Raw genomic sequence first — 20,763 nt, 5'->3', positions numbered from 1 at the left:
GGAGTTAGGAAAAATTAAAAAAATATATTGGCAATACTACAGAACAATAAAGCAGTACGAGACGAGAAAGTCATAGATTTTACCCTCGCAAACTCAAACAATCTTTTACTAATTTTCACTAGAAACCCTGAAATAGGCAAAGGAAAAAGACGCTTAGCCGCTACTGTTGGTGACCAAGCTGCATTTGATATTTATAAATTTTTATTGGACCACACCGTAGCGATCACCAAAAATTTATATGCTGAAAAAGAGGTGTATTATTCTGAAGAAATTTGGGAAAACGATATTTGGGACAATCAAAAATTCGGCAAAAAAATACAAGTAGGCGAAGATTTAGGTGTTCGTATGGCAAATGCCTTTCAAGAAGGGTTTCAAAACGAATATCAAAAAATTATTATCATCGGTAGTGATATGCTAGATCTTTCGCAAGAAGATTTAGAAGAAGCATTTAAAGCTTTAGAGAAAAACGATTTTGTGGTTGGTCCCGCAGAAGATGGTGGTTATTATTTATTGGGCATGAAGAGATTTTTACCTGCACTTTTTAAAAATAAAACATGGGGAACAGAAACCGTTTTGAAGGACACTTTAGCTGACCTAAAAAATGAAACTACTGCCCTTTTAGAAATAAGAAACGACATAGATTATTACGAGGATATAAAGGATATCGATGCCTTTGCACCCTTTTTAAAACATATAAAATTATGATGAAAGATGAACTTTTAGAATCTGTAGCATACCTTAAAAATAAAGGTTTTGATAAACCTGAAATAGGTATTGTTCTAGGTACAGGATTAGGTAAATTGGTCAATAGTGTTGAAGACCCTATTGAAGCTCATTACAATCACATTCCATTTTTTCCATTGGCAACAGTAGAATTTCATACTGGTAAATTGGTATACGGCACCATTTCTGGTAAGAAAGTAGTGGTAATGCAAGGTCGTTTTCACCTTTACGAAGGCTACGACTTTTTAGATATCACCTACCCTATTCGTGTAATGCACATGTTGGGCATTTCTAAATTATTTATTTCTAATGCAGCCGGTGCAGTAAACCTTGATTATAAAAAGGGCGACATGATGCTGATTGAAGATCACATTAACCTACAAGGTGGTTCTCCATTAGCATTTAAAGGTGTTAGTGATTTTGGCGAGCGTTTTGCCGATATGTCTGAGCCTTATGATTTAGATATGCGCACCAAACTAATGGCTATTGCTAAAGAGCATAACATTACATTAAAAAGCGGAGTTTATGCTTCTGTAGTCGGACCTCAACTAGAGACAAAGGCAGAATATAGAATGATCAAATTAATTGGTGCAGATGCTGTTGGTATGAGTACCGTACCAGAGGTTATCGTTGCCAATCATTTATCATTACCTATCGTTGCCGTTTCTGTTTTGACAGATGAATGTGACCCAGACAATTTAAAGCCTGTAGATATCAGTGAGATTATCGCTATTGCCGAAAAAACCGAACCTAAAATGGTAAAGTTATTTCAAGAATTAATCAAGCAATTGTAAGGTTTAGCAGTATTTGGCTACCATAAGTAAGCAAACAGTATTGTATGAGTGCCCACCAGCCAACCATTAGTATTATTATACCGGTATTGAATGAAGAAAAGTACATTAAAGATGTACTTTTCGCTATTTCAACCAATGCAGGCTCTGACCGCATTAAAGAAATACTAGTGGTTGATGGCGGCAGCACAGATTACACTGTTGAAAACGCTATAAAACATGGTGCTTCTGTTGTTAAAAGCAAAAAAGGACGTGCTGCACAAATGAACCTCGGGGCGACAAAAGCTACTGGAGATATACTTTATTTCTTACATGTAGATTCTTTACCTCCGAAAGATTTTGACAATGCTATTCTAAATGAAATTGACCAAGGTTTTGAGGTGGGTTGTTTTCAAATGCGCTTTAACAGCAATAGCCGATTTTTAAAATTCTTCTCTTGGTGCACCCGTATTAATCATCAAATTTGTCGTGGTGGTGATCAGTCGCTGTTTATCACTAACAAACTTTTTCACCAACTCAATGGCTTCAATGAAAAATTTGTGATTTACGAAGACAATGAATTTATTCGACGTGTATATAAATTAAAACCTTTTAAGATTATTTCTTCTGCCGTAACTACTTCCGCAAGACGTTATGAAGAGCGAGGCGAAGTACGGTTACAATGGCATTTCGGAATGATTCATTTAAAATACCATTTAGGGGCAAAACCAGCTGACTTACATCAGTATTATTTAAAGCATATAGCGGCTTAACCTTTATTCTCCTTCAAAATCTAACAGTACCCCTTCACTGATCCATTTGGCAAGTGCCTGGCGATTGTCTGGATCTAGAATTCTGACCTGATCTTTTTTATTTCTAATATTCCCAATTTCAATATATGCCATCGCAGGATGCGTTTTCTTTACTAAATACAGCGATGTTCTATCTTCAAAAGTACCCGAATACGTTCTATTAGGTTGATATTTTTTATACTTAGCTCCGAAGGTCTTATGTATACTTTCTGCTAGTTTTTCTCCGTTTTTACTTTTCTCGTGGTGATAAAAGAATACATCAATATTTTGATTTTCGCTTCTACTATCTACATGCGTAACAATCAATCGTTGGTATTTTCCTCTATTTTCTTTATACAGATCATTGACAATATCCACCCGCTGTTTTAATCTTGCCAATTGGTTTAACGGTATTGTTTTATCCATATATGCAACCTCATCGTGGTCGATTTCAAGAACGAAATCATCTCTAATTCCGTCATTTTCGTCTTGTATAATGATGTATACTTCGGCACCATGAGCCAATAACTCTTTAGCCAAACGTAATGTAATATCATAGGCATATTCATCTTCTGCTATCGCCTTGCCTGCATAAACCCCCATAGCACCTGGATCAGGGCCACCGTGACCTGAGACCAAATAATATACATTACCTTTTAACCGTTCGCTTTTGGCAATAACCGTTTTATGCTTCTCTCCAAAAATGTCATAAGAATCACTTTCTAGCTCTTTAATTTCTTTTGACTGCAGCTGTAAAGAATCTACAATAGACACAGTATCTAATTTTATTCTTGGAAGCACATAAACTCTACCAGCAACGAGGTGCACACTATCGCGTAAATCATGATGATTTAAGGCTACAAACTCATCATAAGCCTCATACGGATTTACACCTTGCTTTCTTAACAGCGATAAAATTCCGTCACCGGGTTCAGCCACAACTGTTTTCAACGAATCTTGCGCAACGCAAAAAACGCTAAAAAACATTAAAAATAAAATTGTAAAACTGTTGTGTTTCATGCTATTGTTGAACGCAAGGTCTATGCCATACTTTATTTACGGCTATCTATCGAACCACAAAGATTGCTAAAAATATTGACCAATACCAAAGACAATTCCGTTGTCGCCGTCTTTTGTGATTCCGTAGCCGTAATCTATCCTAAAAATCGCATTGAAAACTCGCTTGTGCATAAATCGGAGTCCGACACCCGGGTAAATTCTAAGATTCTCACTCTTTAGCAAATCATCAAATCCGCCTGCGGGGTTCCGCCATGTGCCTCCATCTACAAATACATTTCCTTGTAGTACAAACTTATTTTTATCTATTAAAGTTTGTCGATATTCGGTATTTAAAACAACCATACCTGTACCTCTATCAATGGTATTACCCACCCCTCTAATATTTAAATTATTATCTACTGTGAATGGTGCAAACGGACTATCAACATTACTTGCCAAACCCAAACGCAACCTGTTTGCCCAGTTACCCCTATCTCCTATTCTTTTGAAATAGGTAAAATCATTGAACCCGATTAAGAATTCAGGCAAATTTGTATTGGTACTGCCCACATACTGCAGATTCAGCTGACTTCTAAAACCTTCTAAGTAGTGATAGAAATAATCTAAACTGTTATAGTCATAAATAAATTTGAACAGATGCTTATCTACATTTAAATTCAAAGGTACGCCCACACCAGTAGCCCCTTCTACGTATTCATAGTCTTCTGTAAAAAAGCTAAAGCCCAATTCTATTCTATTTTTAAAATTGAGTTCGTAAAGTCCTAAGAGTTCAAAGCCGGTATTGTTATACTTATAGTCTGCTGTATCATCTTGAAAAAATACAGGTTCTAAAGTGGTGAAATTATTATAATTTACCGCCAGCCCAAGCTTATTAGAGAATAGGTATGGTGCTCGTACACTTAACCCAAACGAGCTATAATTATCATACTGATAAAAAGCGCCTAATGTAATGTTGCGACCAAAAGAATTAAACTCTTGCAGCCCAATTCTAAAAGCAAAATCATCATTTGAAGAACTAAATAGATTAGCAAACGGAATTAACGTAAAGTTTTCTTCAATAACATAGGCTACCTCACAAGTTTCATTTGCTAAATTTTTAATCTCGTAATACGCATGAGAAATAGACGGCAATCTTTTTAAACGCAGTATGTCTCGATTCATTTGAACAGAATCTAACAGCATACCTTCTTTTACGTCTACCAGATTTTTAACAAATGAAATCTTAGTCCGCTTTGCGCCTTCAAACTTCAATTCTATCACCCTTATATCTTGCCCTTTCAATAAGAAACTGGCAAATAATAGCATAAAAAAGGGAAGTATTTTTATTTTCATTTTTTTTCAAATACTCATACTATAACTCATATGAATCTTTCATCAAGATTTTCAATATAGAACAAAATAATTGCGCAATCAATTATAGTTCAAAAGCATACCTATAAATACCAAAAAAGAGCCTAGTTGTTTTATCAACTAAAGGCTCTTTAAAGGAACACTCAAACTAATTTTAAAATATACCGCGCAATCCCAAATTAAAGGTCTGCCCTAGTCCTGTATTATTACCACGTACAAAATTGGTGTACAACACTTCTAAATTCAATGCATTTGTCAATTGATATTTTGCACCGCCACCTAAGGCTGTAAAATCTTGTGTAAAATCGTTTCCTAAATCTAAACGTTGAGAATGTTGCGCCAAAGCCAAAATGGTGAATTTACTGGATGGGAAATAGCTAAGAAATAAACCCGGACTAAGATTTAAGCTATTGTTTGCGAAACTTTCATCTTTGTCACCAAAGCTTAATTCTGAATTGATTTCACTAAAAAGCTGCCATTTATCGCCAGGAAAAGTATAATCATAAAAGAATCTATTTTGCCAGATGTATCCCTTTTGATCTAAAAAGACTCCGTTTTCCGTTTCATTATCTACCAACGGGATAAAAAATGAACTTTGAATGGAAAAATTACTGACAGAAGCAATTGGCACAAACTTTACCGATGGCGCTATCGATGTTAGACCTGATCTGGCGGTGTTATTCTCTCCGTCAAACTTAAATACATCTAATGCACTTCTATCACCGACAACATTTGACCTGAATTCTAGAATAGCACCTACATTCCACCTTTTGTTAGTACCTACACCTGTATACCCTTCAATGGTAGACGTAAAAAATGTTTGTCTTGGCTCTTTACCTTCTGTAAATGTGCTTTCGGTTTGCGTATATAAATTATTAAACCATTTGATATCGTACTGACCTTTGCCTACTAATTTCGACGGTGTGTACTGTTGTATATTACTTTTTTGCTGCAAACTATCTTGACTATACCCTTTAAATAAGGCACAAAAAGCCACTGCAAGAAATAAATTTCTAGTTATAATATTCATAATAAGGTTTTTAGGTTTTGTTAATTATTTAGCTTCGTTCAAAGACCAGTCGTAAGGGTAATAAGAAACCTTTGTATTTTCTGGTAATTGCTCTCTTCTATAGGTATTGATAAAATCTACTGTACTTCCTTTTTGTTCAAAATCTCCTTTATACCATTCGAACAATTGTGAAATCTGAGCTTTATTCTTATTTACTTTTATAAAGTTGGGATTGTTCAACGCCTTAACCGTTTGTTTCTGTAACTGACTTTCTAAAGCAGCTGGCTTATACGATGTATTTATAATTGGAGGACACCCCAAACCTGCACATACCAATACGAAGTGGAATCTTGCTTCTGTTGGAAATTGTGCTCTAAGCAAATCATTTTCTATTCCGTTTAAGGTTGTTGACTTACCACCAATTTCGTGTTTTGTTTTATCAAAAAAACCAGCAACATCTAAAGGCGATTTTAATGGATAGTTTTTAACGATACCGTCTATTACCAGAAGATTATAAGCATTGATCCAAAAAGCTTGGTAGGTAGTAGCATCAGATTTTGAAACCGAAATACCTTTTGCTGATGCCAATACCGCATTCAAAGCATCAGGATTGTTTTTTATCGCTGCATATTTCACTTTACCATCAACAACATTGGCTTTAAAAAAGCTATCACTTTTACTAAAAAAAGTGTTTACATCTTGTGCAGATATATTAGTTACTATTAAAAGGAAAAATAGTGTCTGTAGTAAAGTTCTTTTCATGATATTCGAAATTTAAATTCGCATTTGAGTTTGTTTAGGTCGTGGCTTTTTTCAAAAACATACACTTCCTAAAAAAAATAATTTATTTTATTTAAAATTTTTAAGCCAATTAAACACTGATTTACTGTGTTTTACAAATCCGTTTTAATGCTATTAAAACGCAAACTACGTTTAAAAGTATCACAGAGTTATAACAAGTTTATAATCTTTCTAAATAAAAAGTAGGCTGTTAAGTTCTTACCTTTAATACCGACACACACATCAATAAAAGCATTTTATGGATCATATAGTAATTATTGGTAATGGCATATCCGGAGTCACGTTAGCTAGACATATACGAAAGCTATCAGACAAAAGAATCACCATTATTTCTGCAGAAAGCGACTATTTCTTCTCTCGTACCGCATTAATGTATGTCTACATGGGGCACATGAAATTTGAACATACACAACCTTACGAAAACTGGTTTTGGAAGAAAAACAGGATCGACCTCGTAAACGGATTTGTAGAAAAAGTGGAGACCGATGCTAAAAAGCTAGTCTTAAAAGATGGCTCCTCTATATCTTATGACAAGCTAATCATCGCAACAGGTTCTAAACCGAACAAGTTTGGTTGGCCTGGGCAAGATTTAAAAGGTGTACAAGGTTTGTACTCCAAACAAGATCTAGAAATGCTTGAGAAAAATGCCCCTAATAAAAAGGTTTGTAACCGTGCTGTTATTGTAGGTGGCGGACTCATAGGCATTGAAATGGCAGAAATGCTGCGTTCTCGCGAAATACCGGTTACTTTTCTAGTCCGTGAAAAGAGCTTTTGGAACGGAGTATTACCGGCAGGGGAATCTGCAATGATCAACGAACATATTCTAGAACATCATATTGATTTACAGTTAGACACCAATCTTGAAAAGATAATTTCTGATGAAAATGGGCGTGCAAAAGCAGTAGTCACAGATAAAGGCGAAACCATTGAATGTAATGTGGTCGGCTTAACTGCTGGCGTAACACCAAATATCGATTTTCTAAAAGATTCTGGTATTGAATTGGGCAGGGGTGTTAAGGTTAACCGATTCTTGGAGACCAACGTAAAAGATGTATTCGCTATTGGCGATTGCGCAGAACAGCATGAGGGCATTGGTAGCAGAAGACCAATTGAAGCTGTTTGGTATACAGGTAGAATGATGGGCGAAGCGCTTGCGCAAACTATTTGTGGTAACCCAAGAGAATACAACCCTGGTCACTGGTTTAATTCGGCTAAATTTTTAGATGTAGAATACCAAACCTACGGCTGGGTATTTAGCGAACGTAGTAAAAATGATAATGAACACCATTTTCATTGGCGCCATGCTTCTGAAAAAATATGTATTACCGTTGCGTTTGATAAAGACAGTCATCAATTCTTAGGCCTAAACACCTTTGGCATTCGTATGAGACATGAGATTTTTGACCAATGGTTGACAGAAAACAAAGATATTGACCATGTAATGACCTATTTAAAAGATGCCAATTTCGACCCAGAGTTTTTTAAACTTTATGAGGATGAAATTATCGCCAAATACAATGCTGATTTCAATAAGAATATCAGTGCAAAGAAAAAAAGCTGGAAACGTATTTTCAGTATCGCCTAACTAAATAACAAACACAAACAACACCTACTATGGGTAATTTTGACAGAAGTATGTCACTTGCGGGAGAACCGCCTAAAGCATTAAATACAGGCCAAAAATTGGCGGTATTAGTAGGTATGACCGGTATGGGCATTCTTATATTACAATTGTTCAACTTAAACTTGGGAAATAGTGCATTGTGGTTAACGATTTCTATCGTGGCTATTTTTACAGGCATTATTTGGTTTTCACAAGCAGCTTACGCCCATAAACATAAAGGTATTAAGAATGACGGTGTTTGGTTTAAATCTATTTCTAGCCGTGGCGTGCTAGCCTGGATGGGAGGTATTGCCTTAACAGGGTTTTACATTGTGCTCTATTTCTATCCGCAATATTTAGGCTTGGTAAAAGATGGCGACAACACGGGTTTAATCGCTTTATTTGATCCGCTAAGTAAAGGACTTAGTGGCAACCCTGCCAGCCAGTGGTTCGTTTACGGCACTATGTACACCGTTGCTATTTTGGCATTTGGCGCTAAATTCATTTGGAAATACCGTCATAATAAATACGAGCAATTGAGAACGGTTAGTGTTATGTTTTTTCAAACTGCATTTGCGTTTTTCATTCCAGAAATAATGGCGCGTTTAAATGGTGACTTACCATATTACGACCTTAAAAACATGTGGCCTTTAAACTATTACAACTTTGAGCGTTACCGTATTAACGGGTTCATAGATTCTGGTAGTGTTGGTATGACGATGTTGTTTTTCGGTATTATATCCATCTTTGTGATCTCTCCTTTTTTAACTTATAAATACGGTAAACGTTGGTATTGCTCTTGGGTTTGCGGTTGTGGCGGATTGGCTGAGACTGCTGGTGATTCTTTTCGTCAGCTAAGTGATAAATCTAAATTCGCTTGGAAAGTTGAGCGTTGGGTAGTACATAGTGTTGTAGTATTTGTAACCTTAATGACTACAGCCGTTATTTACTCTTATTTAGGTAATGACAGTAGTAAATACTGGTTAACAAAAACAATGTTTATCTCTGGTGTAGCAGTTATTTTGACAGCTGTATTTGCTTGGGTAATGATTTATAAAAGAGAAGAACTGGCAAAAGATGCGAAGTATGGTGCTATTGGATATTTCACCATTATCGCCGTATTAATAGGAATGCACTTTTTTAGTGACTCAGCAAACATATTCATTTTCAAAGCAGAAACATTACGTACTACTTACAGCTTTTTAATCGGTAGTATTTTCTCTGGAGTTATAGGAACAGGATTCTACCCTATTTTAGGTAATCGTGTTTGGTGTAGGTTCGGGTGCCCAATGGCAGCTATGTTAGGTTTTCAACAACGTATGTTCTCTAAATTTAGAATTACGACCAATGGTGGCCAATGTATTTCTTGTGGTAACTGTTCTACGTATTGCGAAATGGGTATCGATGTTCGTGCCTATGCTCAAAAGGGTGAAAACATTGTACGTTCTAGTTGTGTAGGCTGTGGTATTTGTTCTGCGGTTTGCCCAAGGGGAGTTTTAAAATTAGAAAACGGACCAGAAAAAGGACGTATCAATTCTCAAGATGTCTTATTAGGTAACGATGTTGATTTAATGGATTTAGTGAATAAAAAATAGATCTTATTTCTAAAATGGAATATGCTATTTTTTTGCATTATGACTTATAAACTCAGGTGCACTTAAATTATATAACAGGAAAAAGTTCATGAAAGACTGGTTTTTACTAATCTTTCATGATCTTTACAACCTACTAACATCAACTCATACATTACATGAATCGCTTTTTAATCCTCTTACTTTTAGTATCTCTTTCTGTTCAATCGCAATTGGAAGTCAATTACCCTGAAGTAATTTATGGCAAAGAAAACATTAGTGCCAGTTGGGTAAGTCACCCAGATACTCAAGGAGGCGAAGACACTGCTGTGTTGTTTCGTAATACCTTTAAAGTAGCAGACACAAAAGCTGATTTTATTATCAATATTTCTGCAGACAATCATTATTACCTTTATGTAAACGGTCAGTTTATTACTCACGGACCGCAGTTGAGCGATATTCAACATTATAAATATGAAACCTTAAACCTGAAAGATTACCTAAAGCAAGGGGAAAATGTTATCGCCGTCAAGGTGATCAATTTTGGTAAAAGGAGGTTTTTGGGTATGCAGTCCATCTTCACCAGCGTAATGGTGAACGGCGTTACAGACAATGCCAAAATCATTAATACCACCGGATTCAATGATACTTGGGTAAGCACTGTCGACGAATCGTACAAAGCGAACGAAGTTATCTGGAGAGGAGATGGCGAAAAGGCTATCGTTGGCGGTTTTTATGCCAATAACCCTACCGACATTGTTGACATGAACAACTACCCTACAAATTGGGAAACATTAGATTTTGATGATACTAACTGGAAAAAAGTCGAATTTTTTGAAAATGCCAGTAGCATGGGCGGCTCTATTGCTTATTTATTAGAACCTCGTAATTTACCATTACTTTCATGGGATGAGGAAAGAATTGCAAGTATTGTTCGTTCTTCGAAACCAATTGAAACTGAGTTCCCAGTGTTGGGTACTTTGACACTTGCCCCGAACACAACAACCACTTTTTTATTAGATCAACAATACGTAACTAACGGATTCCCAGAATTGATCTTCAGTAAAGGAAAATCATCAATAATTACTATTAAGTATGCTGAGAATCTTTTCGGTGCCAACAATGCAAAAGGGGACCGAAACGACTTGGAGAATAAAAAGCTTTTAGGCTATTACGATGAAATTATTTCTAACGGAAAAGATGAACAGAAATTCATTCCGAATTGGATGCGTACGTTTCGGTTTATTGAGTTTGGAATTGAAACCAAAGACCAAGAACTTGTTCTTGAAAATTTCGTAAACCATAGATCAAGAACTACCATACCTTCAATTGCAAAATTCACTTCAGACGATGAAATGTACAATGACATTTTTGACATCTGTAAGCGTACTATTGATATTTGTACACAAGATTATTTTTTAAGTGATGCCTATTACGAAACTATGCAGTATGTAGGCGATACAAAAATTCAGGGTTTAATTTGGGAAGCTTTAAGTGGTAATGCCGAACATACCAAAAATGCGATTCGCCAATTTGATCATTCTAGAGATTCTGATGGTAATATTTTAGGTGCTTACCCACTGAGATCTACTTTTATTTACCCGACCTATTCTTTAGTGTGGGTAGATATGATTGCCGATCAGTACAATACTTCTGGCGACAAAGAATTTATACATACCTACAAAGATGGTATTATTAATACACTTGCCGGATTTGAGAAAAACATGAACGACCTAAATTTGGTCAACAAAACACCATACCGTTATTTTATAGATTGGTATACCGGACCTAATAATGGAAGTGGAACCGCTACTAAAAATGACGGACTAAACTCTGCCGTAGTTAGTTTACATTATGTGCATGCGCTACAAAATGCGTCGCGCCTTTTCAGTGAAATTGGTGATAAGCAAACCGCTAGCGATTATAAAAACCGTGCTGACGAAATTATTACATCGGTATACGAATTGTGTTATGATGCCGATAGAAGTCTTTTTGCCGAAAGACCAGACAAAACCATTTACGATCAGCATACTAATATCATGGCGATATTGACAGATGCTATACCAGAAAATGAGCAGCGCGCACTTTTAGATAAAATTCTAAACGAAGAAGATTTATTACAAGCAACCTATTACTACCGTTTTTATCTTTTTGAGGCGATTAAAAAAGTAGGTGCTCCTGAATTATTCGACGTCGCCCAAAAACCTTGGGAGCAAATGATCAATGAGAACATGACCACCACTTTAGAGCGTTTTGAAAGTGTAGAGAAACCAACAAGATCAGAGGTACACCCGTGGAGTGCATCGCCCGCATATTTTTATTTTAATTATTTGGCAGGCATCCGGTCTGTAAAGAATGATTTTGAAGAAGTAGAAATAGCTCCGGCATTCGGCAAACTAAATGAGATAGCAGGTTTGCTTCCTACATCAAAAGGAAATATTGAATTTGAATTAAAAAGAAACAAACATAAATTATCCGCAGAAATAACCCTTCCTACAACCATAAAAGGAAATATAGTTTGGCAAGGAACTGTGGTTGAACTAAAACCTGGAAAGAATACATACACCCTAAAAAGCGCTAAATAATATAGCATATTAGGTGTCTGTTTCGATACAGCAATAAACTTGAATTATCAAAAAAATGAAGCTATTTAAACTCTTTTACGCCGCACTTATTTGCTTAGGATTGTTAGCTTTTATAAATCCTGAAGACAAACGCTACGAGCGTACCTATTACGATGACGGTACCTTAGAAAGTGAAGGGTGGATTCGCTATAGCACAAAAACAGATTATTGGACCTTCTACCACCAAAATGGTCATAAATCTGAGCAAGGTTTTTACGCTTATGGCAAAAGAGAGAAATATTGGTTCTTTTTTAGTGAAGACCGTATTAGAACCAAAGAGGGGAAATTCGTTGAAAATAAAGAAATAGGTTGGTGGTTGTTTTATGACAAAAAGGGACGTGTAAACCACAAATGCCAATTGACAAAAGGAATTAAAGACGGATATTGCCTAAAATACAAGGATACAAAATTGATATCTGCCGAGAAATATAGCAAGGGTGAAAAAGTAAAAGAATGGACATCTTTTCGCGCTTTCACCAGTGAAAATAGTTTATCAGATTTAAAATAATGACAGACATTAAAGTAATTATACCAGCTTTTAACGAAGCAGATTCCATTGCACATGTCATCAACGAACTACCAAAATCGGTATCTGAGGTAATCGTTGTGAACAATAATTCTACAGACGATACCGTAAAAAATGCAGAAGCTGCAGGGGCCACAGTACTTACCGAGACTAGAAAAGGTTATGGTTTTGCCTGCCTTAAGGGGCTAGACTATGTAGCATCGTCAACTAAACAACCCGACATTATCGTATTTATTGACGGAGACTATTCTGATTACCCAGAGGAACTGGATAAGATAGTTGCACCTATTTTAGAAGATGACATCGATTTCGTGGTCGGTGCAAGAACAAAAAGCTTGCGAGAAGAAGGTTCGATGACGCCGCAACAGATTTTTGGCAACTGGTTAGCGACATTTTTAATGCGATTATTTTTTGGCGCAAAATTTACGGATTTAGGCCCTTTTAGAGCTATTAAATACGAAAAGCTCAAGGAATTGAACATGGAAGACAAAACTTATGGATGGACGGTTGAAATGCAACTGAAAATTCTTAAGAAAAAAATGACATATACCGAAGTACCAGTACGTTACAAACGAAGAATTGGCATCTCTAAAGTATCAGGAACCGCAAAAGGTAGTATATTTGCAGGCATAAAAATTTTGGGGTGGATCTTCAAATACAGTATTAAATAATATGGCACTAGCTTTAGCTTATTTTATTATCATAATTTATAGTATCTCTTTACTATTAATTTTCTTTTATAGCTTGGCGCAGCTGAATCTATTATTCAACTACTTATCTCAAAAAAGAGAGAACACAACAGCTCCAAAATTTAACCTTTTAGACCCAAAAGAAATTCCGTTCGTAACCATTCAGCTTCCTGTATTTAACGAGGAGTATGTTATGGATCGCTTATTGGAAAACATCGCTAAAATAGAATACCCTAAAAGTAAATTAGAGATTCAGGTTTTAGATGACTCTACCGATGACACTGTAATTACAACTGCTGCCACTGTTGCTAAATTGCAAGAGACCGGTTTAGATATTCAACATATTACAAGAACAGATCGTTCTGGTTTTAAAGCGGGTGCTTTAAAAGAAGGACTTAAAGTAGCGAAGGGTGAGTTCATCGCAATTTTTGATGCCGATTTTTTACCGGCTTCAGATTGGCTGAAGAAAACCGTTATCTATTTTAAAGATGAAGAGATTGGTGTGGTACAAACCCGTTGGGGGCACTTGAACCGCGACTACTCTACACTAACTAAAATACAGGCATTTGCATTAGATGCGCACTTTACTTTAGAGCAAGTAGGTCGTAACAGTAAAGGGCACTTTATCAACTTTAACGGTACCGCTGGTATTTGGCGTAAAGAGTGTATTATCGATGCTGGTAACTGGGAAGGCGATACGCTTACCGAAGATTTAGATTTGAGTTACCGCGCACAGTTGAAAGACTGGAAATTCAAGTATTTAGAAAATGTAGAGACTCCTGCAGAATTACCTGTAGTTATTAGTGCCGCACGTTCGCAACAATTTCGTTGGAACAAAGGTGGTGCAGAGAACTTTAGAAAAACAGTTTGGAGTGTTGTTACCGCAAAGAACATTCCTTTTAAAACAAAGTTTCATGGGGTAATGCATTTACTGAACAGTTCAATGTTCTTATGTGTATTCTTAGTGGCTTTATTAAGCATACCATCGCTTTATATTAAGAACACGTATGGTCATTTAGACTGGGTATTCTCTCTATTAAGTTTGTTTACCGTAAGTACGATCATCTTATTCGTTTGCTATTGGTTTACCTATAAGAGTATACAAGGCAGCGGCTTTAACAACTTTGTAGATTACATACGTATATTCTTTACCTTTTTCTCTGTAGCATTAGGTTTCTCTTTACACAATACCATTGCAGTTATTGAAGGTCACATGGGTAAAAGAAGTGAATTTGTACGTACACCAAAATTCAATATAAGCACTATGAAGCAAAGCTGGAAAGGCAATAAGTACTTGGCTAAAAAATTATCGCCAAATATGATATTAGAGTTTGCCTTAATGATTTATTTCATGTTCGGTATGTACAGCGCTATACCATTAAATGATTTCGGACTGTTTCCGTTTCACTTTATGCTATTCTTAGGTTTCGGGTTTGTATTCTTTAAATCATTGACCTCAAGAGCTTAAAACAGCTTTAAATAAGATATTAAAAAGGGACAGCCATTGGCTGTCCCTTTTTTGATTTATATAATTATCTTACCTTCAAACTAAGAACCAAACATAAGAGCTTAAGCGTTGCCAGTAATTCGCAAGAAATTGAATGACTCGAATTCAAACCAAACTTTCATTCTAATGAGAAAATTGGAGAAAGAATATCAGCCTTAGCTAATGGCAACTATCTAAACAAAAAACGATAATGAACCTGAATAAATTTCTATTTACTTTACTACTTATAGCTTCCTTAAATAGTTGTAAAGACAATAAAAAAACATCAATTAACGATGAACAAAACAAATCTATTTCTGGTGATAATTACGAAAATGAAGATGCAGAAGAACTTAACGAAAAAGGAATAGAATTTAGTAAAAATGGAGACTTTGATAAAGGTAAAGCAGTTTTTCTAAAATCTTTAAAACTAGACCCAAACAATGCAGCTACGTTAAGTAACTTAGGGTTAAATAGATTTTTAGATTCTGATTATAATAATGCAATAAAGTATTACCAAAAATCTTACGAAGTTTCAGATTCAACATATCATATTGCAGCAATTAATTTAGGCTTGACCTACTTCTATACTAAAGAGTTTGATAAAGGCGTTGTAATTACCAACTATGTTATTGAAAACACAGATGACAAAGACATCTTATCTACAGCCTATGTTCATAGAGCATTAAATTATCTAGGCAGAAATGACTGTAAAAAAGCTCAAACCGATTTAGAATACATCAAAGCAAATTTTAAAGGAATCGGAAATACTGAATATCACATAAAGGATTTGACCGAAAAAATAAAAAACTGCACACCAGACGGGTTATAAAAACTAGTGTTTTATATACTGTCTATATTAACCATACGGTTTGCTAGGTTCTATTTTCTATAGAAGAATACTCAAATGCTAACCCGCAATTGTTCTTATACTAAATGTTGGAAATTATTTAAAAACTTCCAGAAAATAAAATCTGACACAAAACAATTTATTGATGCAAAAAACCTTTTTATTGCTATTAGTACTGTTTCAATTTCAATCTGTTATAGGGCAAAAAACTTTAGAACAGATAATTAATGAGGCACCTTTTTCTACAGATTATTATTCCCCTTTTAGCTATTATGATAGTGCAGGTGAAAAACAAGGGTTTTCGATACAAAACGAAACTGATGTTTTGAAAAAATTAAATTTAAAACCCTTAAAACATAGCGAATATTATATTACTGGTAAGTATGAAATAAACAACTTAACTATCCTTTTCTTCTCAGAGTATTGGGAAACTGAAGATATTCATTTTGCTCTACTGCTAGACAAATCGCTAAATGTTATAGATAGAATCGATGAGACATCATATGATAATGCCGAAGGTTTTTATGGCGTAAACTCATGGATTGACTATAATATTATAACCATCAATGCTCAAAACATATATAATAATCCTGAGTATACAGTAAAAAAATACTCCATTACAAATAAGGGTTTTAAGCCTATAAAAAATCAGGTAGTTATAAAAACACCATCAGGAATTAGAATACGTAATAAACCAACGACTCAAAGTTCAGAAGTAGCAAAAGCAGCTAATTTAAAAGTTTTCGATTACTTGTCTATCGACGGAAACATAGATTCTACATCAGTATTTGACAATGGGAAATATCTAAAAAATCACTGGTTAAAAATTGCAACAAAAGATTCATTACAACAATTAGGATATGTTTTTGGTGCTTTTGCAAAAAGACACATTGAAATCATTACAAACGATTATAATGTGATTATTGATGAAGTGTCAAAAGAAGAATTTAATTCGGCAGAACGACATAAAAAAGGGAATCCCAGTACCGAAAAAGTAACAGACATAAAAAAAATTAAAACAATTTTAAAGAATCAATTGATTGGAAAAATCAATGAAGATGGTTATTACACTATAAAAAAAATACTAACAGATAACGACAAAGAAACTAGTGCTTATCTTGATGAATGTGGAATTACTGCTTATTACCCAGAGTACCATTATTTGTTGTTAGAATGCGGTCATTCTTCAGATTACTTAATAAACTTAAAAAATGGTAAAGATGATATTAACCGAATAGGAAACCCAGATTACTACACGCCATCTCCACAAAACACCTTTCGATTTAATGGATATTATAGCGGACAATCTAATGTTCATTTTTTAGAAAAAAACATTATAGACGATGAACCAGAGTATATGCTTAGTATGTCAAGTATCTTTTCGTTAGATTATATTGAAAGTTATTTTTGGATAGATAACACAACTATTTTCTTGATGATTGAAAATAAATATTATAAAATGCACCTACAAGAAATTTAAATACTAGCCGAACTATTTGCTAGCTTCTATTTTCTTTAGAAAAATACTCGAACACGAACCCGTAACAATTTTAGAAATGAAAAACGCATTTACCATATTACTTCTAACTTTATTATTGTTTTCATGTAAAAATCAATCAGAACCAAAAGCAGAAATCGTTCACATTGAGAAGACCGAATTGATTGAACCAAAGCAAACAGTTTCAATTGCTGAACAGTGGAATTTAATGGTTTTAGAAAAAGGCGGTTGTTTAGGTGGTGGACAATATTTCAAAGAAACTAAAAGAGAAATCCCTACAATGGTTTTTAGCGAAACCGAATGGAAAAAATTCTCAGAAAACGACAAAAGAAAATTGACTGAATTTTTAATCACAAAACTCTCTGACACAACGAAAACGAAAGTACATACTTGCCCATTTTTCGAAGCGACAAATGGTGAAATGGCAGTATATTCCCTTCAACACATTCACAAAAAAAATTGGTATGACTTTTCAGAATTTCAAGCCTATAAAGACAAAGAAATTAAAAGTGCAATTGATCAACCGCAAATATGGCTACAGAACGTATTGAAAAACGAAAATGAAAGAAAAAAACTAGCTGAATTGTTTAAAAATAAACTGAAAAATTAGACTAAAATGGATAGTATAAATTTCAAAAAATGGGCTTTCCATTTTATGATTTGGATTTTAATAATTAATGTAATTACCTTTTATCTTACAATTAGCTATACGAGTATATTCCATGACGGAAACAACACAGCAGAAGCTTATTTATACTTTGGAATATTAGAAACAGTTTTACTTTTATTGTGTCTGATTTTTATAATTATTAGTAGTATAAAAAAAGAGAAGAAAAATTATCAATATTGGATTTCCATTGTTGGTCTCGTCATTATTGGAATTTTGCCAACGATACTCTTTTTATTTTTAAATTATTTTAAAGAATACTTGAACTAAAAATATAAAAAGTATTTTCTCTGCTAAGAACTACTTGCTTTCAAATTAATAAAGCAACCAAATACAATACCTATTGGCGCTGAATTAAGCTTTAGAAAAGAAACAAAAGCACTACAATAATTTATCAATCTACCTTATTCAAATTTTTATTGTCATTAATGGTTTTTTCTAAGCCATCTTCCCCGCTAATCGGCACACAATACGAACCACCAGTTCCTTGACCATTATCTTGTTCAAAATAACCTTCATCACATTTTCCTTGCTCGAAATCACTTTCACAACCTAAAAGACAAATTCCAAAGACAACTAATATTACAATTTTTATTGACATAAAAATGAGTTTTCACAAGTCTAAAATACTTAAAAAAATAGCTAGTTTAGGCAGATAGTCTAAAACAAGTCAAACCTGTTACGCAAGCTTCTCAACTAACACAAAGTACCAAATAAAATAAAAAATCACCCACCTACCGTAAACGCACTGCAAAAGATAAAAACGGCGTTAAGAAATAGGTCATAAAATATTATATTTAAAGTCTAACGTGCATTTAACGAAACTTCAAATAGATTACCCCAGTGAGTGCAATCGTTCGGCACAGGCAAGTAATAAGCTTTAGACAGTAGAATAGATAGAAGCAAAAAGTCATCTTACTGCCGATGTAAAAATAATTAAGACGTTCTTGTAATTTAAAATGCAACAGAAATATACTATGGATTATTTAGACGATTTATTTGAAAGGTTAGAAAATAATGATTTGAGACCTGGTCTAACATTACCTGAAGGGGTTAGCTATCAGACTAACTTAACGGTTTCTTGGAATGCAAGAATTGAATCAAAGAAGCTCTCTGACCCTAAATGGATTAGTCCATTAAAAGAACGTTTAAATAAAGAAAAGATAACCATAGAGAAAATAAATATCATTCGCGTTTTAATACCGTTAGCTGATAAAAACAAAGAAAACTCGATAGCCGATTATATCATTACATTTATAAAACAAGAAAAAACTAGGTGGGTTCGCGATGTTGCTTTGTCTTCTTTAAATAATTCAGAACTTGAAATTATAAACGAGAAAGAATACCTGTTTGAATTAATTAAGGACAAAGATTGGCAAATCAAATTAAGCGCTTTAGGCTTATGGAAGAAACTAGATAAATCATATTCTAATAGAATAGAAGATGTTTGCTTAGACTTAATAGAAAAAAACCAGAAGAAGCCACATGAGTTAAGCTCCATCTGCGGTGTATTAGCCAAACACGGTACCACAAAATCACTTCCTCAAATCAAAGAAATCGCTAAAAATAACAGCAAAGCTTTTACTGTAAATTCAGCCATAAATGCAGTGAGAGAAATTAACGGTGCCAAAGAATTAGATTTCTTTATTGAAATTTTTCAGACCAACCGAAATAATGATGTCAAGTCTATGATTACCCAGGTACTTTGCGAATTTGGAGGCGAAAGTGTTATTGACCTATTAATCAAAAGAGCTAAAAATATACTTTCTAAAAAAAGAAAAACGAATATGATATATGTTGGCGGCAGTAAACCTGAACTTGTTCATATTCTCACTTTTTTGACAACGTACGATGATAAGAAAGTAAATAAATTAATCGATTTTATAAGAACCAAAAAAATAGAATTAATGGATGAAACAGAATTGACTTGGTTCAAAGAAAAAGTAAAAACTACATAGAAAAACAATTACTATTTGTGGAAATTTCTGGTTCTTCAACTAGCGCTTAAAGATTCTACAAAAAAAACTCAAGATGGCTAAAACTGCCAAAAAGAAACTTTGAGGCGGCAAAAAGTGATTACTAATGTTGCGAGGAACCAAAGAATTATTTTGACTGAATTACTTATTAAAATCAACCCCATTTTCATTTCATTAATAAAAATGTATCTAATGAAAAACATATGGAATAGCATTCAATTGAAAATAAATTCAATTGATCATAAAGCAGGCAACTCTTTCAACCGACCCGCCACAGATTCTGAAATAAACGTACTGAACTCTCATTTTGATCAAAAAATTCCGATTGAGTTTATTAACTATTTAAGAGTATATAATGGACAGAATCATAACAACTTTGAAATTCAACCCTTTAATTATTATGCCTTTATTCCTGTAAAAGAAATACTTGAAATAGTAAAAATGCAAAATGAGTTATGGGCAGATGAAGAATCTATAGCTTCGATCTCTGAAAATAAAATACAACCAAAACAATGGGACAAAAATTGGCTTCCAATCGCAAGTGAAGCTTCTAGTTATTTAATTTTAGATATGAACCCTGGTAAAAATGGTGTATTCGGACAAATTTTTCAACTATTTTCAGGCATGGATTACGAAGACAATAATATTGTTTTAGCAGATTCGTTTCTTGAATTTAGCGAAATACTAATGCATAAACTAGAAAGTAAAGATTATGAAATTGAAGATGATGAACCTACCCTAATTTTTAAAAATGATTGGATATAAAGACCTCTTATATCATGTTTCATTATCAATTTCATCAAAATATA

General features: G+C 34.2%; 19 protein-coding genes. 14 read left to right on the top strand and 5 right to left on the bottom strand.

Translation table 11 applies throughout. The annotated features are described in order from the left end of the window. Positions 1-33 precede the first annotated feature (33 nt). From QSV08_RS18725 to QSV08_RS18715, 3 genes are read left to right on the top strand one after another with little or no spacing between them, the layout of a single operon-like run. Complete coding sequence (locus QSV08_RS18725) at positions 34-705, top strand: TIGR04282 family arsenosugar biosynthesis glycosyltransferase (protein WP_324028392.1); 672 nt, start codon at positions 34-36, stop codon at positions 703-705. Beyond that, positions 702-1,517, top strand: a complete 816-nt coding sequence (locus tag QSV08_RS18720) for a purine-nucleoside phosphorylase (protein WP_324025224.1) — start codon at positions 702-704, stop codon at positions 1,515-1,517. Before QSV08_RS18725 ends, QSV08_RS18720 begins: the two co-directional genes overlap by 4 nt. 44 nt (positions 1,518-1,561) lie before the next feature. Continuing rightward, positions 1,562-2,266, top strand: coding sequence for a TIGR04283 family arsenosugar biosynthesis glycosyltransferase (locus tag QSV08_RS18715; RefSeq protein ID WP_324025223.1), 705 nt, complete (start codon positions 1,562-1,564; stop codon positions 2,264-2,266). Between the two features lie 3 nt (positions 2,267-2,269). Here the strand turns inward: QSV08_RS18715 and QSV08_RS18710 are convergent, their stop codons facing one another. The 4 genes from QSV08_RS18710 to QSV08_RS18695 form a co-directional block, all read right to left on the bottom strand. Further along, positions 2,270-3,271 (bottom strand): N-acetylmuramoyl-L-alanine amidase family protein, encoded by a 1,002-nt coding sequence (locus QSV08_RS18710; RefSeq protein ID WP_324025222.1) that lies wholly within the window; start codon positions 3,269-3,271, stop codon positions 2,270-2,272. Positions 3,272-3,370: 99 nt separating this feature from the next. Then, the gene (locus tag QSV08_RS18705) at positions 3,371-4,636 is read right to left on the bottom strand and encodes an outer membrane protein assembly factor (RefSeq protein WP_324025221.1); all 1,266 of its coding nucleotides are present in this window, start codon (positions 4,634-4,636) and stop codon (positions 3,371-3,373) included. Positions 4,637-4,808: 172 nt separating this feature from the next. Continuing rightward, on the bottom strand, positions 4,809-5,684 hold the full coding sequence (locus QSV08_RS18700; protein WP_324025220.1) for a hypothetical protein: 876 nt from the start codon (positions 5,682-5,684) through the stop codon (positions 4,809-4,811). Between the two features lie 24 nt (positions 5,685-5,708). Next, positions 5,709-6,425, bottom strand: a complete 717-nt coding sequence (locus tag QSV08_RS18695) for a DUF547 domain-containing protein (protein ID WP_324025219.1) — start codon at positions 6,423-6,425, stop codon at positions 5,709-5,711. Positions 6,426-6,702: 277 nt separating this feature from the next. Between QSV08_RS18695 and QSV08_RS18690 the strand changes: the two genes are divergently transcribed. The 9 genes from QSV08_RS18690 (at position 6,703) to QSV08_RS18650 (ending at position 17,921) form a co-directional block, all read left to right on the top strand. Beyond that, positions 6,703-8,049, top strand: a complete 1,347-nt coding sequence (locus tag QSV08_RS18690; protein WP_324025218.1) for an NAD(P)/FAD-dependent oxidoreductase — start codon at positions 6,703-6,705, stop codon at positions 8,047-8,049. Positions 8,050-8,078: 29 nt separating this feature from the next. After that, positions 8,079-9,662, top strand: a complete 1,584-nt coding sequence (locus tag QSV08_RS18685) for a 4Fe-4S binding protein (RefSeq protein WP_324025217.1) — start codon at positions 8,079-8,081, stop codon at positions 9,660-9,662. Between the two features lie 155 nt (positions 9,663-9,817). Further along, on the top strand, positions 9,818-12,223 hold the full coding sequence (locus QSV08_RS18680) for a hypothetical protein (protein ID WP_324025216.1): 2,406 nt from the start codon (positions 9,818-9,820) through the stop codon (positions 12,221-12,223). Positions 12,224-12,278: 55 nt separating this feature from the next. After that, a complete protein-coding gene (locus tag QSV08_RS18675) occupies positions 12,279-12,770 on the top strand; it encodes a toxin-antitoxin system YwqK family antitoxin (protein WP_324025215.1) in 492 nt (163 codons plus the stop codon). Then, positions 12,770-13,459: a glycosyltransferase family 2 protein gene (locus QSV08_RS18670; protein WP_324025214.1), complete on the top strand. Its 690-nt coding sequence runs from the start codon at positions 12,770-12,772 to the stop codon at positions 13,457-13,459. The genes QSV08_RS18675 and QSV08_RS18670 overlap by 1 nt, the downstream gene beginning before the upstream one ends. 1 nt (position 13,460) lies before the next feature. After that, complete coding sequence (locus QSV08_RS18665; protein ID WP_324025213.1) at positions 13,461-14,945, top strand: cellulose synthase family protein; 1,485 nt, start codon at positions 13,461-13,463, stop codon at positions 14,943-14,945. Between the two features lie 229 nt (positions 14,946-15,174). Next, positions 15,175-15,795 (top strand): tetratricopeptide repeat protein, encoded by a 621-nt coding sequence (locus QSV08_RS18660; RefSeq protein WP_324025212.1) that lies wholly within the window; start codon positions 15,175-15,177, stop codon positions 15,793-15,795. A gap of 163 nt (positions 15,796-15,958) precedes the next feature. Beyond that, positions 15,959-17,293 (top strand): hypothetical protein, encoded by a 1,335-nt coding sequence (locus QSV08_RS18655; protein WP_324025211.1) that lies wholly within the window; start codon positions 15,959-15,961, stop codon positions 17,291-17,293. Between the two features lie 76 nt (positions 17,294-17,369). Then, positions 17,370-17,921 (top strand): hypothetical protein, encoded by a 552-nt coding sequence (locus QSV08_RS18650; protein ID WP_324025210.1) that lies wholly within the window; start codon positions 17,370-17,372, stop codon positions 17,919-17,921. Between the two features lie 451 nt (positions 17,922-18,372). Here the strand turns inward: QSV08_RS18650 and QSV08_RS18645 are convergent, their stop codons facing one another. Then, positions 18,373-18,579 carry a hypothetical protein gene (locus tag QSV08_RS18645; RefSeq protein WP_324025209.1) on the bottom strand — a complete coding sequence of 69 codons (207 nt, stop codon included), beginning with the start codon at positions 18,577-18,579 and terminating at the stop codon, positions 18,373-18,375. Positions 18,580-18,937: 358 nt separating this feature from the next. On the opposite strand from QSV08_RS18645, the gene QSV08_RS18640 reads away from it, so the two are divergent. Together QSV08_RS18640 and QSV08_RS18635 are read left to right on the top strand one after the other, a co-directional pair. Beyond that, complete coding sequence (locus QSV08_RS18640) at positions 18,938-19,936, top strand: hypothetical protein (RefSeq protein WP_324025208.1); 999 nt, start codon at positions 18,938-18,940, stop codon at positions 19,934-19,936. Between the two features lie 210 nt (positions 19,937-20,146). After that, positions 20,147-20,719, top strand: a complete 573-nt coding sequence (locus QSV08_RS18635; protein ID WP_324025207.1) for an SMI1/KNR4 family protein — start codon at positions 20,147-20,149, stop codon at positions 20,717-20,719. The last annotated feature ends 44 nt before the right edge of the window (positions 20,720-20,763 follow it).

It is taken from the genome of Maribacter sp. BPC-D8 (assembly GCF_035207705.1).
GTDB lineage: Bacteria > Bacteroidota > Bacteroidia > Flavobacteriales > Flavobacteriaceae > Maribacter.
This window is presented reverse-complemented; position numbering and strand designations above follow the sequence as displayed.

Excerpts from the sequence above, each read along its gene's own strand:
- QSV08_RS18645 (WP_324025209.1), bottom strand. The coding sequence starts at position 18,579 with ATGTCAATAAAAATTGTAATATTAGTTGTCTTTGGAATTTGTCTTTTA.
- QSV08_RS18710 (WP_324025222.1), bottom strand. The coding sequence starts at position 3,271 with ATGTTTTTTAGCGTTTTTTGCGTTGCGCAAGATTCGTTGAAAACAGTT.
- QSV08_RS18700 (WP_324025220.1), bottom strand. The coding sequence starts at position 5,684 with ATGAATATTATAACTAGAAATTTATTTCTTGCAGTGGCTTTTTGTGCC.
- QSV08_RS18705 (WP_324025221.1), bottom strand. The coding sequence starts at position 4,636 with ATGAAAATAAAAATACTTCCCTTTTTTATGCTATTATTTGCCAGTTTC.
- QSV08_RS18670 (WP_324025214.1), top strand. The coding sequence starts at position 12,770 with ATGACAGACATTAAAGTAATTATACCAGCTTTTAACGAAGCAGATTCC.
- QSV08_RS18655 (WP_324025211.1), top strand. The coding sequence starts at position 15,959 with ATGCAAAAAACCTTTTTATTGCTATTAGTACTGTTTCAATTTCAATCT.
- QSV08_RS18650 (WP_324025210.1), top strand. The coding sequence starts at position 17,370 with ATGAAAAACGCATTTACCATATTACTTCTAACTTTATTATTGTTTTCA.
- QSV08_RS18640 (WP_324025208.1), top strand. The coding sequence starts at position 18,938 with ATGCAACAGAAATATACTATGGATTATTTAGACGATTTATTTGAAAGG.
- QSV08_RS18635 (WP_324025207.1), top strand. The coding sequence starts at position 20,147 with ATGAAAAACATATGGAATAGCATTCAATTGAAAATAAATTCAATTGAT.
- QSV08_RS18715 (WP_324025223.1), top strand. The coding sequence starts at position 1,562 with ATGAGTGCCCACCAGCCAACCATTAGTATTATTATACCGGTATTGAAT.
- QSV08_RS18665 (WP_324025213.1), top strand. The coding sequence starts at position 13,461 with ATGGCACTAGCTTTAGCTTATTTTATTATCATAATTTATAGTATCTCT.
- QSV08_RS18685 (WP_324025217.1), top strand. The coding sequence starts at position 8,079 with ATGGGTAATTTTGACAGAAGTATGTCACTTGCGGGAGAACCGCCTAAA.
- QSV08_RS18695 (WP_324025219.1), bottom strand. The coding sequence starts at position 6,425 with ATGAAAAGAACTTTACTACAGACACTATTTTTCCTTTTAATAGTAACT.
- QSV08_RS18680 (WP_324025216.1), top strand. The coding sequence starts at position 9,818 with ATGAATCGCTTTTTAATCCTCTTACTTTTAGTATCTCTTTCTGTTCAA.
- QSV08_RS18660 (WP_324025212.1), top strand. The coding sequence starts at position 15,175 with ATGAACCTGAATAAATTTCTATTTACTTTACTACTTATAGCTTCCTTA.
- QSV08_RS18675 (WP_324025215.1), top strand. The coding sequence starts at position 12,279 with ATGAAGCTATTTAAACTCTTTTACGCCGCACTTATTTGCTTAGGATTG.
- QSV08_RS18690 (WP_324025218.1), top strand. The coding sequence starts at position 6,703 with ATGGATCATATAGTAATTATTGGTAATGGCATATCCGGAGTCACGTTA.
- QSV08_RS18720 (WP_324025224.1), top strand. The coding sequence starts at position 702 with ATGATGAAAGATGAACTTTTAGAATCTGTAGCATACCTTAAAAATAAA.